General features: G+C 62.6%; 15 protein-coding genes. 7 read left to right on the top strand and 8 right to left on the bottom strand.

The features are described 5' to 3' along the window. The first annotated feature begins 22 nt into the window (after positions 1–22). The 3 genes from KHQ24_RS03790 (at position 23) to KHQ24_RS03780 (ending at position 1,631) form a co-directional block, all read left to right on the top strand. Positions 23–766: an SDR family NAD(P)-dependent oxidoreductase gene (locus tag KHQ24_RS03790; RefSeq protein WP_004885764.1), complete on the top strand. Its 744-nt coding sequence runs from the start codon at positions 23–25 to the stop codon at positions 764–766. 183 nt (positions 767–949) lie between these two features. Then, positions 950–1,252, top strand: coding sequence for a type II toxin-antitoxin system RelE family toxin (locus KHQ24_RS03785; protein WP_017899060.1), 303 nt, complete (start codon positions 950–952; stop codon positions 1,250–1,252). Then, on the top strand, positions 1,227–1,631 hold the full coding sequence (locus tag KHQ24_RS03780; protein ID WP_004885761.1) for a helix-turn-helix domain-containing protein: 405 nt from the start codon (positions 1,227–1,229) through the stop codon (positions 1,629–1,631). Before KHQ24_RS03785 ends, KHQ24_RS03780 begins: the two co-directional genes overlap by 26 nt. Here the strand turns inward: KHQ24_RS03780 and KHQ24_RS03775 are convergent. From KHQ24_RS03775 to entC, 7 genes are all read right to left on the bottom strand, one after another. Continuing rightward, positions 1,628–1,825, bottom strand: a complete 198-nt coding sequence (locus KHQ24_RS03775; RefSeq protein ID WP_004885759.1) for a YbdD/YjiX family protein — start codon at positions 1,823–1,825, stop codon at positions 1,628–1,630. The genes KHQ24_RS03780 and KHQ24_RS03775 overlap by 4 nt on opposite strands. A gap of 104 nt (positions 1,826–1,929) precedes the next feature. Further along, complete coding sequence (gene cstA / locus KHQ24_RS03770) at positions 1,930–4,035, bottom strand: pyruvate/proton symporter CstA (protein ID WP_211777128.1); 2,106 nt, start codon at positions 4,033–4,035, stop codon at positions 1,930–1,932. 407 nt (positions 4,036–4,442) lie between these two features. Then, positions 4,443–4,856 (bottom strand): proofreading thioesterase EntH, encoded by a 414-nt coding sequence (gene entH, locus KHQ24_RS03765; RefSeq protein WP_023319943.1) that lies wholly within the window; start codon positions 4,854–4,856, stop codon positions 4,443–4,445. Next, positions 4,857–5,603, bottom strand: coding sequence for a 2,3-dihydro-2,3-dihydroxybenzoate dehydrogenase EntA (entA, locus tag KHQ24_RS03760; protein WP_087771335.1), 747 nt, complete (start codon positions 5,601–5,603; stop codon positions 4,857–4,859). It lies immediately after the preceding gene. An 8-nt stretch (positions 5,604–5,611) separates the two neighbouring features. Beyond that, positions 5,612–6,463, bottom strand: coding sequence for an enterobactin biosynthesis bifunctional isochorismatase/aryl carrier protein EntB (gene entB, locus KHQ24_RS03755; RefSeq protein ID WP_017899057.1), 852 nt, complete (start codon positions 6,461–6,463; stop codon positions 5,612–5,614). A 13-nt stretch (positions 6,464–6,476) separates the two neighbouring features. Then, the gene (gene entE, locus KHQ24_RS03750) at positions 6,477–8,084 is read right to left on the bottom strand and encodes a (2,3-dihydroxybenzoyl)adenylate synthase EntE (RefSeq protein ID WP_109938120.1); all 1,608 of its coding nucleotides are present in this window, start codon (positions 8,082–8,084) and stop codon (positions 6,477–6,479) included. A 9-nt stretch (positions 8,085–8,093) separates the two neighbouring features. Next, positions 8,094–9,269 (bottom strand): isochorismate synthase EntC, encoded by a 1,176-nt coding sequence (gene entC, locus KHQ24_RS03745; protein ID WP_004885741.1) that lies wholly within the window; start codon positions 9,267–9,269, stop codon positions 8,094–8,096. A gap of 188 nt (positions 9,270–9,457) precedes the next feature. Here entC and fepB point away from each other — a divergent pair, with 188 nt between their 5' ends. After that, positions 9,458–10,417: a Fe2+-enterobactin ABC transporter substrate-binding protein gene (gene fepB / locus KHQ24_RS03740; protein WP_004885740.1), complete on the top strand. Its 960-nt coding sequence runs from the start codon at positions 9,458–9,460 to the stop codon at positions 10,415–10,417. Between the two features lie 131 nt (positions 10,418–10,548). On the opposite strand, the gene entS is transcribed toward fepB, so the two are convergent. Continuing rightward, positions 10,549–11,790: an enterobactin transporter EntS gene (gene entS, locus KHQ24_RS03735; RefSeq protein ID WP_017899055.1), complete on the bottom strand. Its 1,242-nt coding sequence runs from the start codon at positions 11,788–11,790 to the stop codon at positions 10,549–10,551. Positions 11,791–11,902: 112 nt separating this feature from the next. Between entS and fepD the strand changes: the two genes are divergently transcribed. The 3 genes from fepD to fepC are packed head-to-tail and all read left to right on the top strand — an operon-like array spanning position 11,903 to position 14,690. Then, entirely contained in the window at positions 11,903–12,910 is a 1,008-nt protein-coding gene (gene fepD / locus KHQ24_RS03730) for a Fe(3+)-siderophore ABC transporter permease (protein WP_004885733.1), read from the top strand. After that, positions 12,907–13,899 (top strand): iron-enterobactin ABC transporter permease, encoded by a 993-nt coding sequence (gene fepG, locus KHQ24_RS03725; RefSeq protein WP_211777127.1) that lies wholly within the window; start codon positions 12,907–12,909, stop codon positions 13,897–13,899. Before fepD ends, fepG begins: the two co-directional genes overlap by 4 nt. Further along, positions 13,896–14,690 carry an iron-enterobactin ABC transporter ATP-binding protein gene (fepC, locus tag KHQ24_RS03720; RefSeq protein WP_049093694.1) on the top strand — a complete coding sequence of 265 codons (795 nt, stop codon included), beginning with the start codon at positions 13,896–13,898 and terminating at the stop codon, positions 14,688–14,690. Before fepG ends, fepC begins: the two co-directional genes overlap by 4 nt. Positions 14,691–14,706 lie beyond the last annotated feature (16 nt).

Raw genomic sequence — 14,706 nt, 5'->3', positions numbered from 1 at the left:
CCACTCTCGCAACGAGGTCATCATGCAGATCGATTTAACAGGTAAGAAGGCGCTGGTTACCGGCGCCAGCCGTGGATTGGGGCGCGCTATCGCGCTGTCGCTGGCGCGCGCCGGCGCCGATGTGGTTATAACGTATGAAAAATCGGCCGATAAAGCCCAGGCGGTCGCCGAGGAAATAAAGGCGCTGGGTAGGCACGGTGAAGCGGTGCAGGCCGACAGCGCCAGCGCGCAGGCGATACAGGATGCTGTGACCCATGCGGCGCGGTCCCTCGGCGGGCTGGATATTCTGGTCAACAACGCCGGGATCGCGCGCGGCGGCCCGCTGGAGTCCATGACGCTGGCGGACATTGACGCGCTTATTAACGTCAATATTCGTGGGGTGGTTATCGCTATCCAGGAGGCGCTGGTGCATATGTCCGACGGCGGCCGCATCATCAACATCGGCAGCTGTCTGGCTAACCGCGTGGCGCAGCCGGGCATCGCGGTTTACTCAATGACCAAGTCCGCTCTCAACTCCCTGACCCGCGGCCTGGCGCGCGATTTAGGCCCCCGCGGTATCACCGTTAACCTCGTCCATCCCGGCCCGACCAACAGCGATATGAACCCGGAAGACGGCGAGCAGGCTGATGCTCAGCGTCAACTTATTGCGTTAGGCCACTACGGCCAGCCGGAAGACATCGCCGCGGCGGTCACCTTCCTCGCCAGCCCGGCCGCGGGGCAGATCTCCGGTACCGGTCTCGATGTGGACGGTGGTTTGAACGCCTGATCGCACATTTCCTGCAAGCCTCTGTCGTCCGGCAGAGGCCTTCCCGAGCACCCTCGACGGTTCCCGTTTTGCCGCTTTCTCCCGGTTTTTCTCCGCTCTACAGTAACCCATTAGAAATTCGGAATTTATCTAATAGTCTTATTATTTCCTTATATTCTGTGTGGGCGTACAGTGGAGGTACGGATGAAGATTGTCTGGTCAAAAACAGCAGAGAAGCAATTTTCTAAAATCGATACGCGATATCAGAACCGCATTAAATTCAGGCTGGAGAAGATGGATGATAAAACATCACCTGTCGCGGATATCAAGAAATTATCTTCTCCCGAAAACCACTACAGGTTGCGATTAGGTGATTACAGGGTCATTTACACCTTCGGAGACCCGCCGGGTGATACCTGTTACGTAGTGGCGGTAAAACGCCGGACAACCACCACCTACCTTCATGAGGAGCATACGGAATATGACTATTCAGTTCATCAAGGATGAAGAAGGAAAAAAACAGTATGTTGTCATTCCCTACGGTGAATATTTTCGCATGCGTTTAGCCATGCTTGAGTATGATGACGATGATGAAAACGACTGGGAAGACATCCCTTACGAATCAGATATCTACGATAACGTAGGTTTACCGGGTGAAGTGTGCGACATCATGCATAGCGAGAACGTCAGCCTGCAGGCCGCGTGGCGTATCCTGCGTGGGTTATCCCAGCAGGAGGTGGCCGACAAACTGGGCATCAGCCAGTCCGCCGTGTCACAGCTGGAAGCGCTGGACTCCCGGCCGCAGAAGCGCACCCGCGAAAAGCTGGCGGCGCTCTACGGCTGTAAGCAGGAGCAGATCAGCCTCTATCTGCCGAAAGAGGGTTAACAGCACTTTGCCCCGCCCTTGCCGCCGTAGCGAGCGTCCTGGCGTTCGCGGAAAAATTCTTCCCAGGTCATTGGCGTCTGATCCGGATGGTTGACGCGCATGTGCTCGACGTAGTTGTCGTAATCCGGCACGCCGATCATCATTTTGGCGGCCTGGCCCAGGTACTTACCTGCTTTGGAAAGGGTGTCAAACATAAGTCATTTCTCTTTTGTTTCCCTCACCCCGAGCCTCTGCCAAAGGGAGAGGGAGGATCAGAAAGACAGGCCGGGTAAGGCGAAGCCGTCACCCGGCACACAGGTTAATGCGCCCCTTTCGCCTGAGTCACCATCGCGTCCAGGTTTTCAGGCATTCGCTCATAGGGTGTCTCTTTCGCCGTCGGTTTATTCTCTTTCAGCGCCGCCAGCGCGGTTTTAATCGAGAACAGCGCCAGCACCACCACCACGATCATAAAGAAGATGGTCAGCCCGGCATCGAGACGGTTGTTAAACACCAGCTGCGCCAGCTGCGACTCGGTATATTGCGCCGGGATTTTGCCGCTGTCGATCATCGCCTGGAATTTATTAGCGATCGCCAGGAAGCCCACTTTATTGTCCGGGCTGAAGGCTTTCTGCCAGCCGGCGGTGAGGGTACAGATCAGCAGCCAGGCCGTCGGCACCAGCGCCACCCACGCATAGCGCTGACGTTTCATCTTGAACAGCACCACTGCGCAGAGCATCAGCGCCATCCCCGCCAGCATCTGGTTGGCGATACCGAACAGCGGCCACAGGGTGTTAATACCGCCCAGCGGATCGACCACCCCCTGATGCAGGAAGTAGCCCCACGCCAGCACGCACAGCGCCGTCGCCAGCAGGTTAGCCGGTAACGAATCAGTACGCTTCAGGTTCGGGGAGATCACACCCAGCAGATCCTGCAGCATAAAGCGCGCCGCACGGGTGCCGGCATCCACCGCCGTCAGGATAAACAGCGCTTCAAACAGAATGGCAAAGTGGTACCAGAACGAGACGTCCATCAGCCCGCCCAGCGCGCCGTGGAGAATGTAGGCCATGCCCACCGCCAGCGTAGGCGCCCCGCCGGCGCGGGAGATGATGGACTGCTCGCCCACCTCATTAGCGATATGCGTCAACGTTTCCGGGGTAATCGCAAAGCCCCAACCGCTCACCACCTGCGCCGCCGACGCCACCACATCGGTGGTTCCCGCCGGCGCCAGCACCGCCATCGGGCTGTTCATCGCGAAGTAGACGCCCGGGTCAATGATACAGGCGGCGACCAGCGCCATAATCGCCACGAAGGATTCCATCAGCATGCCGCCGTAGCCGATAAAGCAGGCCTGATTTTCATTCGCCAGCATCTTCGGCGTGGTACCGGAGGCAATCAGGGCGTGGAAGCCCGACACCGCGCCGCAAGCGATAGTGATAAACAGGAACGGGAACAGGTTGCCAGTCCATACCGGGCCAGTACCGTCAATAAATTTGGTCAGCGCCGGCATGGTCAGGGTCGGACGCATAATCAGAATGCCGATCGCCAGACCGACGATAGTGCCGATTTTGAGGAAGGTGGAGAGGTAGTCGCGCGGGGCCAGCAGCAGCCAGACCGGCAGCACCGCGGCGACAAAGCCGTAGCCCACCAGCATCCAGGTGAGCTGGACGCCGGTAAAGTCAAAGAACGGCGCCCAGGTCGGGCTTTCCGCTACCCAGCCGCCGGAGATAATGGCGAATACCAGCAGCACCAGACCAATGACCGACACCTCACCAATGCGTCCCGGACGCAGGTAACGAATGTAGATCCCCATAAAAATGGCCAGTGGAATGGTGAACGCGACGGTGTAGGTCCCCCACGGGCTGTGGGTCAGCGCTTTCACCACGATCATCGCCAGCACCGCGAGGATGATCACCATGATCATAAAGGTCGCCACCAGGGCAATCACCCCGGCGGTCGCCCCCATCTCCTCTTTCACCAGTTCGCCCAGCGAACGGCCGTCGCGACGGGTGGAGACGAACAGCACCATAAAGTCCTGCACCGCCCCGGCCAGCACCACGCCTGCGAGGATCCAGATCATCCCCGGCAGATAGCCCATCTGCGCGGCAAGCACCGGGCCCACCAGCGGCCCCGCGCCGGCGATGGCGGCAAAATGGTGTCCGAACAGCACTTTTTTGTCAGTCGGGACATAGTCGAGGCCATCGTTATGCCGCACCGCGGGCGTCATGCGCGTCGAATCGACGCCGAGCACGGTTTTGGCGATATACAGGCCGTAAAAACGATACGCGATCAGATAAACGCATACTGCCGCGACGACAATCCACAGCGCGTTGATCTGCTCACCCCGGTTTAAAGCAATGTAGCCGAGGGCAAAGGCTCCGATCACGGAGAGCAGTGCCCAGATAAGGTATTTCCCTGAATTATTCATTGTTGTGGTCCACCGGTAGGGTAATCAGGATGTTACATTTTGTTTCTAGATCACAACGCAGAATTTAACAACATCGAAACAGCGCAGATGCCGTCCACCCACAGAGATTTGTCTCACATTGCTAGCGAGATCACTTAAGGCTGGAAAATGAATGAAAGGATTATGCGGGTTGCCAGTCGATGACCGAATCGGTCCAGTTACGCCGTGATTTTGCCGGGTGGCGCTGCGCTGACCCGGCCTACAACGGCATCGATGCTGACTGAAACTGCCGGTGTTGGCGGTCTCAACATCGCTGAGACATTCCCGGAAGGCCGGGGCAGACCGTAGGCCCGCGCAAGCGCAGCGCCGCCGGGCGTCAAAACCGTAGCCCGGCTAAGCGTAGCGCGAGCCGGGGAAACAGCGGCTCCTTAGCCCAGCACCGCGGTGCCCAGACGACAGGTGCAGCAGCGCCGCCCCTTCTCGTCATACACCACAATCTCCCAGCTCTGGCTCTGCCGGCCAAGATGCAGCGGGCGGCACTCGCCGCGCACTTTCCCGCTGGAGACCGCCCGGTGATGGGTGGCGTTCAGCTCGGTACCCACCACGCACTGCCCCTCTTCGGTCATCAGCCAGCCGGCCATCGACCCCAGCGTCTCCGCCAGCGCCGCTGAGGCCCCGCCGTGCAGCAGGCCAAACGGCTGATGGGTGCGGGCATCCACCGGCATTTCCGCCTCCAGCAGCCCAGCTTCCAGCCGGGTGTAGACGATCCCCAGATGCGCCACCAGGGTGTTTTCGCTACTGGCGTTCAGCGCCGCCAGCGTGAGCGCTCGTTTCCAGGCCATTTACGCCCCCAGCGTCGAGCCGCCGTCTACCACGATATCCTGCAGGGTGATATGGCTGGCGTGAGAAGAGGCGAGGAACAGAATGGTATTGGCGATCTCCTGCGGGCGGGCAATCTTGCCGAGCGGGATACCCAACTTAAACTGCTCGCCGAAACCGCGGATCCGCTGCTGCTCCGCATCGTCGCTGACCCACAGCGTGCGCTGCATATCGGTATCGGTAGAACCCGGCGACACCAGATTACAGCGTACCCCGCTGCCCGCCAGCTCAAGGCCGACGGTTAGCGCCAGGCTTTTCAGCGCCGCTTTCGAGGCGCCATAGGCGCTCATGCCGATACGCGGCGTATGCGCGGCATCGGAAGCGACGGTGACGATGGCCCCGCCCCGCTGACGACGGAACTGGGCCATCGTCTGCTGAAACAGATTAAACGCCCCGCCGACGTTGACCGCGAAGGTCTGCCGCCAGTCTTCCGCGCTCAGCTGGTCGGTGGCGCCCATGCGCAGGATCCCGGCGGCGTTCACCAGCACGTCTAATCGCTCGGTGTTCGCCAACAGGCGGCTGCACACTTCGCGTACCCGGTCGGCATCGGCGACGTCCAGCGTTTCGGTGGCAAACGGGTAGCGTTCGCCGTCAAAGGCGAGGTCGAAACCGGTGACGTTGGCCCCGGCCTCCACAAAAGCCAGCGCGGTGGCATAGCCAATGCCTTTACCGGCGCCGGTCACCCACACGGTCTGGCCGCGAAAATCCAGCGCCGCCATTATTGCACCTCGCGGGAAAGCAGCGCCCACCAGGCGTCGATGGTCGGGTTTTTCGCCAGCATCACGAAGTCGATATCGCCGTGCACTTTGCGCCAGCGGGCGGCGAGGGCCATCATCCGCACCGAATCCAGACCGTAGTCGATCAGGTTTTCATCATCCAGCGGTTCGTCGGATTCGTCGAGCAGCGGCAGGATCAGCGCGCGCAGCGCCGCTTTGCTGGCCGGCAGCGGCAACAGCTCTTCGGTCATCACCACGCGGCCGGAACGGCCGGCGACGTATTTCAGCGCCATCAGGTGCTCTTCGCGGCTGAAGTCCGCCAGCGCGTCGGCGACAAAGAACGGTTTGATATCGCGCATAAAGGCGTCGGTGGCGGTGGTCATGCAGCCGATATGGGCGTAAACGCCGGTGATGATCAGCTGGTCGCGGCCGCTCTCTTTCAGCATCTCTTCAAGCGGCGAGCGATGAAACGCGCTGTAGCGCCATTTCACCAGCACGGTGTCGTCTTCGTCCGGCGCCAGGGCGGCAATCACCTGCTGCTGCTCCGGCGAACGGGTCAGCCCCGGCCCCCACATATCATTCAGCAGGGCGCGGTCTTCATCGCTCTGCTCTTTCGGCTGGGCGGTGTAGTACACCGGAATACCGTTCTGTTTGCAGAAGTCGCGCAGGGCGGCGATATTGGCCACCACTGTCTCCATCATCGCGCTGTTTTCGCCCCAGAAATTGAGAAAGTATTCCTGCATATCATGGATCAGCAGCGCGGCGCGGGAAGGTTCAAAGGCCCAGCTGACTTTGTTCGCCGGAATATCGCTGGCTTCCGGCAGCGCGTAAGCCTGTAATTTAGGGATTGCCATTTTCTGTTCTCCTTCAGCCCAGCTTGCCTTCGGCCAGCCACTGACGTAATTGTTTCTTATCGACTTTGCCCACCGGCGTCAGCGGCAGAGCGGCTACGCACTCCACGCGGTCCGGCAGTTTAAATTCAGCCACCCCCTGCTCGCGCAGGAAGCGGCGCACCGCGACGGCGCGCAGCGGCGAGGTCACCACGAGGTAAGCGCAGCTCTTCTCGCCCAGCAGATTGTCTTCAATGCTGACCAGCGCGGCGTGGATCACCGCCTCATGGCGCAGCAGCAGGTTTTCGATCTCTTCGGCGGCGATCTTCTCGCCGCCGCGGTTGATCTGATCTTTTTCCCGGCCCTGAACGGTGATATACCCGTCTTCATCGATCGAAATCAGATCGCCGGAGCAGTAGAAACCCTCGGCGTCGAAGGCCTCCGCGTTATGCTGCGGGCTGTTGTAGTAGCCGCGGAAGGTGTAGGGCCCGCGGGTCATCAGGCGGCCCACTTCGCCGCGTGGCAGCGGGTTGCCCTCGGCATCTGCCACCCACACTTCATCGTCCGGGCACATCGGGCAGCCCTGGGTATGGATGATCCGCTCAGGACTGTCGTTAAGGCGGGTGTAATTCACCAGCCCCTCCGCCATGCCGAACACCTGCTGCAGCTGGCAGCCGATTTCCGCCGGAATGCGCGCGGCAAGGGTCGCCGACAGGCGCGCGCCGCCGACCTGCAATAGCTGCAGCGATTGCAGTTGCGCGTTGCTGCCCCATTCGTGAATGGCCTGCAGCCACAGGCTGACCGCCGGCGGCACCAGCGAGGCAACGTTGATCTGATGTTTTTCAATCAGCGGGAAACAGAGGGTGGCGCTCGGGTCGGCGGCGAGGATCACCCGCCCGCCGGCGAGGAAAACGCCGAGCGAACCCGGGGAACTCATCGCATAGTTATGCGCCGCCGGCAGCGCGTTGAGGTAGCGTGTCTCAGCGTTGATCCCGCAGATCTCGTTGCTGCGGCGGATACTGTAGTCGTAATCGTTATGGGTACGCGGGATCAGCTTCGGCGTCCCGGTGCTGCCGCCGGAGAGCTGGAAAAAGGCCACTTCGTCGGCAGGGGTTGGATTGGCGATAAAGTTATCCGCCGGGCGGTTAATCTCCGTCGCCAGATTGCGCTCGCCGCCGTCGTTACGCAGCAGCGCCACGCGCAGGGAAGCATGTTCAGCAATAAACGCATGGAGGAAGCTATCGTCGGCAAACAGCGCGTGCTCGCGGTCGGCGATCAGCAGCGCCGGCTTAATCTGCGCGGCGTAGGCGTTAAGCTCGCTGCGCTGGTGGCTGAACAACGCGTTCACCGGCGCGACGCCGATGCGCAGCAGCGCGAAGAAGGTGATGTAAAACTCGGCGACGTTGCCCAGTTGCACCAGCGCGGTTTCTCCGCGCTTCAGTCCCTGACGCTGCAGAGAGCAGGCAAGGTTGTCCACCCGCTGGTTAAACTGGCGGTAGCTAATGTGTCGATCGCCATCGATAATCGCCACGGCGTCGTTTTCTGCGTGACGGGTGATCAGATTGGTTAACGGCAGATCCTGCCAGTAGCCTTTTTGACGATAGCGGGCCGCGAACTCATCCGGCCAACGGGTAAATGCAATCATCCTTGCCTCTTAATTCAAGCCAAATACGTTAAGCATGGTGGTCAGTTTGACGCCGGTTTCGCGCCATTCGCCCAGCGGCGAGGAGGCCGGAACAATGCCCGCGCCGGCAAACAGGCGCAGCGTACGCTGCTGCAGACGCGCGCAGCGGATGGTCACCACCCATTCGCCGTTGCCTTCATCGTCACACCAGCCGACGATGCCGCCGAACAGCTGACGGTCGAAGGGTTCCAGTTCGGCAATCAGGCGCTTCGCCGCCTGGTGCGGGAAGCCGCTCAGCGCCGGAGTCGGGTGCAGCAGGCAGGCCAGCGACATGGCGTTTTCTTCCGCCAGCGCCGTGCCTTCGATCGGCGTCGCCAGATGCCAGAGCGTCGGGGTGGTGATTAGCTGCGGCGATGACGGCAGCGACAGCTGGCTGCTGCGCGGGCCCAGCACGCTCTTCATCGCCTGGGTCACCAGCTCGTGCTCATGGCGATCTTTGCCGGACGCCAGCAGCCTGTTGCCCGCTTCGCGGTCCAGCACATCGTCAGGCTGGCGGCGGGCGGAGCCGGCCAGCGGCAGCGAGCTGAAATGCGCCCCTTCTTTACGCAGCAGTAGCTCCGGGCTGGCGCCCAGCAGCACGCCGCCGTCGGCGAGCGGCACATGGAAGTTAAAGCTGGCGGGGTTCTGGGCGATCAGGCGCTCCATCAGGGCGCCGCTATCGACAGGATCGCGGGTGGTGATATCGATTAGTCGTGATAGCACCACTTTGTCGACTTCCGGGGTGGCGGTCAGCGCGGCGGCGCGTTCCACCATGGCTAGAAACGCGTCCTGCTCCGGGATCTCCCGGCGCTCCACCACCGCCATCGCCTCCAGCGGCGCGGCATAGCGGGCGGAACGCTGTTTTTCCGGTCTCGAGAACGCTTCCCAGCGCTCGGGGATATAAAGCTCGGAAGGCTGACAGGTGTCGAACGGGATGGCCCCGACCATCACCGGCTTGCGGATCCCCGCCGCCCGGGCCTCGGCAAAGGCGGCGGCCATCTGCTGCTGGAACTCGCCGTTCAGCGCATCGCCGCCGACGGCGGGCGCTGAGAGGCGGCGGAAGCAGCCTGAGGTGCTAAAACTGCGGTACGGCGACATAAAGAAGAAGCTGTCCGGCGACAAGGTCCGGGTAGGTTTCTGTACATCCTCAGCCAGTGACGTTTCCATATCATCCTCCAAAAACGATAAATATATTACGAATAATTATCATTTGTATTTTGGTTGGCTAACCTAAAAGGTATTGCCCGCCATGTCAACCGCGTTACGTCATCGCGCCGCCACTTTGGCTTGCATCCTGTCAACGCAAAGTTGAAAATGAGACGCATTTATTACCCTTCGAATCAGGATGCGATGACGTGAACTTCTCTTCTTTTTGCCGCCGCGGTGCGCTGACCGGCATGCTGTTGTTTTTAGGAATTACCTCAGCCCAGGCGGCGGACTGGCCGCGCCAGGTCACCGACAGCTACGGGACACACACCCTGCCGAGCCAGCCGTTGCGCATTGTCTCCACCAGCGTGACCCTCACCGGCTCGCTGCTGGCGATCGACGCGCCGGTGGTCGCCAGCGGCGCCACCACCCCGAACAACCGCGTGGCCGATAGCCAGGGCTTTCTGCGCCAGTGGAGCGAGGTCGCCAAAGCCCGCAAGCTGGCGCGGTTGTATATCGGCGAACCGAGCGCGGAAGCGGTGGCCGCCCAGATGCCGGATCTGATCCTGGTGAGCGCCACCGGCGGCGACTCCGCCCTGCCGCTGTACGATCAGCTCAAAACGATCGCCCCGACGCTGGTCATCAACTATGACGATAAAAGCTGGCAAACGCTGCTCACCCAGCTGGGGCAGATCACCGGCCATGAGCAGCAGGCCAGCGCGCGCATCGCCGACTTCAATAAACAGCTCGTTTCGTTAAAAGAAAAAATGAAGCTGCCGCCGCAGCCGGTCACCGCCCTCGTCTATACCGCGGCCGCGCACAGCGCCAATATCTGGACGCCGGAATCGGCCCAGGGGCAGATGCTCCAGCAGTTGGGCTTTAGTCTGGCGACGCTGCCAGGCGGCCTGCCCGCCAGCCACAGCCAGGGCAAACGCCACGATATCGTGCAGCTGGGCGGGGAGAACCTGGCGGCCGGACTGAACGGCCAGAGCCTGTTCCTGTTCGCTGGCGACCAGAAAGATGTCGATGCCATCTACGCCAATCCGCTGCTGGCGCATCTCCCGGCGGTCGAAGGGAAACGCGTCTACCCGCTGGGCACCGAGACCTTCCGTCTTGACTACTACAGCGCCCTGCTGGTGCTCCAGCGTCTCTCCAGCCTGTTCGGCTAGCGCGGTCTGTGCCATCAGGACGGGAACCCAGCCCGAACGCTTTGCCGGGCGGCGCTGCGCTTGCCCGGCCTACAATGCCCGCCCCCCCAGGCCCGGTAAGGCGCAGCCGCCACCGGGCAATCGCCCCCTACTTAACTTTCTTTGACGATTTCCGGGCGCTGGAAGCGGCGCAGCTCGCGTAGCAGCCCCACCAGCAGCACGCCGACGAGGGCCAGCGCCCAGCCGCTGGCGCTGGCGGAAGCGACCGGCGTCATCACCGCCCCTAACCCGCCGAGCAGCGCCGCGCCGATGGCGTCGCCGGTAACGTTCTGGGCGGTCCACAGACCGTTAATCCGCCCGAGCATATGTTCCGGCGTCTGGGTCTGGATCAGGGTGTACTGCAGCAGCGAGCTAATAGCGCTCAGCCAGCCAAACAGCGCCAGGCACAGCGCGCCCAACGCCCAGTGCGGCATCAGGCTGAACAGCGCAATGGCGACAAAGGAGCACACCGTCGTCGCCAGCATCAGCGCGCCCGGCCGCACGGTCTGGGCCAGCTGGCCGCTGGTCAACGCCCCCAGGGCCGCGCCGAGCGGAATCGCGGCGTACAGCAGGCCAATCTGTCCGGCCGACATCTGCCAGCTCCCGGCCAGCGCCGGATAGAGCACCCGCACCGCGCTGGCCATGGTCAGCAGGCCGCCGAGCAGCGCAATCCCGCCGATAAGCGGGCTCTGACAGAGGAAGGTTAGCCCCGCCAGCAGGGCACGCAGCGGATGCTCGCGCGGCTGCGGAGGCGGCGGCAGCTGCGGCAGACGCAGCAGGGTTAAGGTGGTGATAAACGTCCCCGCCGCCGCCAGGCCGAAGTTCCACGCCACGCCGCCGGAGGCCAGCAGCAGGCCGCCGATCATGGGCGAAATCACCGAGCCCAGGCGCACCGTCAGCATAGTGATGGCCCCGGCCTGCATCAGATTTTCCCGCCCCACCAGTGCCGGGGTCGCCGCCAGCAGCGCGGTCACGCCTAAAGAAGCGAAGAAACCGTCCCAGATCCCCAGCAGATAAATCGCCGCCAGCGACGGCTCCGGCAGCAGGGCGTTCAGACACAGGCCGACAAAGCCCACGCCGCAGGTGCCGCGCGCCAGCAGGATCAGGCGTTTGCGCTCATAGCGGTCAGCCAGTACGCCCCCCACCATCAGGCCAATAAACATCGACGCGCCGGTCAAGGTCACCGACAACCCGACCTGCCAGGTCGAATGGGTCATCATCTGGATCTGCACCGGGATGGCCACGCCCAGCAGACCAAGCGACAGAATAGAGATAAAGCGAGCGATAAAAACGGCGCGAAACGCCGGGTGAGTTTTCAGCAGGCTGAGGTTAAGCAGCCAGGATTGTCGGTTCATTACAGCGCCTTGTCGTTATTTTTAATACCCTTTTTCCTGTGGGTCATGCTACCATAGCTGAATAAAATCGATAACGATAATTACTATCATTATCATATCAGGGATGTCAGTTATGTCGTTTTCTACGACCGCGGTACGCTCTGTCGCCGTGCCCGGATTGTTGCTACTACTTGCCTTAGCCGCCGCGCTTAGCCTGACGATCGGCGCCAAATCGTTGCCGATCGGCACGGTATTCACCGCCTTTAGCGGAACCTGTCAAAGCGCCGACTGCACCATCGTGCTGGATGCGCGCCTGCCGCGCACCCTGGCCGGTCTGCTGGCGGGCATTGCCCTCGGTCTCGCCGGCGCGCTGATGCAGACGCTCACCCGTAACCCGCTGGCCGACCCCGGCCTGCTGGGGGTCAACTCCGGCGCCAGCTTCGCCATCGTCCTCGGCGCGGCGCTGTTCGGGATCACCTCTCCACAGGAGCAGCTGCTGCTGGCGTTTTGCGGCGCGCTCTGCGCCTCGCTGCTGGTGGCCTTCACCGGCAGCCAGGGCGGCGGCCAGCTGAGCCCGGTGCGCCTCACCCTCGCCGGGGTCGCCCTTGCGGCGGTGCTGGAAGGGCTGTCCAACGGCATCGCCCTGCTCAACCCCGACGTCTACGATCAGTTGCGCTTCTGGCAGGCCGGTTCGCTGGATATCCGCACCCTGCAGACGCTGAAAATTGTCCTGCTACCGGTGGTGGTGGCGGGGATCGCCGCCCTGCTGCTGAGCCGGGCGCTTAACAGCCTGAGCCTCGGCAACGATACCGCCACCGCCCTCGGCAGCCGCGTCGCCCGCACCCAGTTGATCGGCCTGATCGTTATCACCGTCCTGTGCGGCAGCGCCACCGCCGTCGTCGGCCCTATCGCCTTTATCGGTCTGATGATGCCGCATATGGCGCGCTGGCTGGTGGGGGCCGATCATCGCTGGTCGCTGCCGGTCACCCTGCTCGCCACCCCGGCGCTGCTGCTGTTTGCCGACGTGATTGGCCGCCTGCTGGTGCCCGGCGAACTGCGGGTATCGGTGGTGAGCGCCTTTCTCGGCGCGCCGGTGCTGATCTGGCTGGTGCGCCGCCAGCCGCGGGGAGGTGGCCTGTGATTGCCCCGTCCCGCCGCCTGATAGCCAGCTGTCTGCTGCTGATGGCCGCCAGCCTGCTGATTTCCCTGCTCGGGCTGGCGCAAGGCCCGGTGCCGCTAACGATTGACCAGGTGTTCTCGGCGCTGTTCGGCGACGCGCCGCGCAACGTCACGATGGTGGTAAACGAATGGCGGCTGCCGCGGGTGTTAATGGCGCTGCTCATCGGCGCCGCGCTCGGCGTCAGCGGCGCCATTTTCCAGTCGCTGACCCGTAACCCGCTCGGCAGCCCGGACGTGATGGGCTTTAACACCGGCGCCTGGAGCGGCGTGCTGGTGGCGATGGTGCTCTTCGGCCAGAACCTGACGGCGATCGCCCTGGCGGCGATGGCCGGCGGGGTGCTGACCTCGCTGGTGGTCTGGCTGCTGGCCTGGCGCAACGGGATCGGGACCTTCCGCCTGATCATTATCGGCATCGGCGTGCGCGCCATGCTGGTGGCATTCAACACCTGGCTGCTGCTGCGCGCCTCGCTGGAGACCGCCCTTTCTGCGGGCCTGTGGAACGCCGGATCGCTTAACGGCCTGACGTGGGGTAAAACCTGGCCATCAGCGCCGCTGATCCTGTTGATGCTGGTGGGCAGCGCCCTGCTGGTTCGCCGGATGCGGCTGCTGGAGATGGGCGACGATACCGCCTGCGCGCTGGGGGTGCAGGTCGAACGCTCGCGCCTGCTGCTGATGCTAGTGGCAGTGGTGCTCACCGCCGCCTCGACGGCGCTGGCCGGGCCAATCTCATTTATCGCGCTGGTGGCGCCGCATATCGCCCGCCGCCTGAGCGGCACGGCCCGCTGGGGATTAACCCAGTCTGCCCTGTGCGGCGCGTTGCTGCTGGCGCTGGCCGATTACGGCGCCCAGCGGCTGTTTATGCCCTGGCAACTGCCGGTGGGCGTGCTAACCGTCAGCCTCGGCGGTATTTACCTTATTGCTTTGTTGATTCAGGAGTCCCGCAAAAAATGAGTGCTGTCCCCTCCCGTTTGCGCGGCGAGCAGTTAACCCTGGCCTACGGGAACAAGACCATCGCCGAGTCGCTGAACGTGACCATCCCTGACGGTCACTTCACCGCCATTATCGGCCCCAACGGCTGCGGCAAGTCGACGCTATTGCGCACCCTCAGTCGCCTGATGACGCCCGCCAGCGGCCACGTCTGGCTCGACGGCGCGCAGATCCAGCAGTACGCCAGTAAAGAGGTTGCCCGCCGCATCGGGCTGCTGGCGCAGAATGCCACCACCCCTGGCGATATCACGGTGCAGGAGCTGGTGGCCCGCGGGCGCTATCCGCACCAGCCGCTGTTTACCCGCTGGCGCAAAGAAGATGAAGAGGCGGTGAACAAGGCGATGCGAGCGACCGGGATCAGCGATCTGGCGCTGCAGAGCGTCGATACGCTCTCCGGCGGCCAGCGGCAGCGGGCGTGGATTGCGATGGTGCTGGCCCAGGAAACGGCGATTATGCTGCTGGATGAGCCGACCACCTGGCTGGACATCAGCCATCAGATCGACCTGCTGGAACTGTTGAGCGAGCTGAATCGCGAGAAGGGCTATACCCTGGCGGCGGTGCTGCACGATCTTAACCAGGCCTGCCGCTACGCCACCCACCTGATCGCCCTGCGCGACGGCAGGATCGTCGCCGAGGGGGCGCCGAAGGCGATCGTCACGGCGGATCTGATTGAACGGATTTACGGCCTGCGCTGCACGATCATTGAGGATCCGGTGGCGCATACGCCGCTGGTGGTGCCGCTGGGCCGACGGTAATTCTCCCTTTCCCCGG

The sequence above is a fragment of the Klebsiella sp. 54 genome (assembly GCF_018223875.1).
GTDB classification, from domain to species: domain Bacteria; phylum Pseudomonadota; class Gammaproteobacteria; order Enterobacterales; family Enterobacteriaceae; genus Klebsiella; species Klebsiella quasipneumoniae.
The sequence above is the reverse complement of the archived record's forward strand: the minus strand, read 5'-3'. Positions and strand labels throughout refer to the sequence as shown.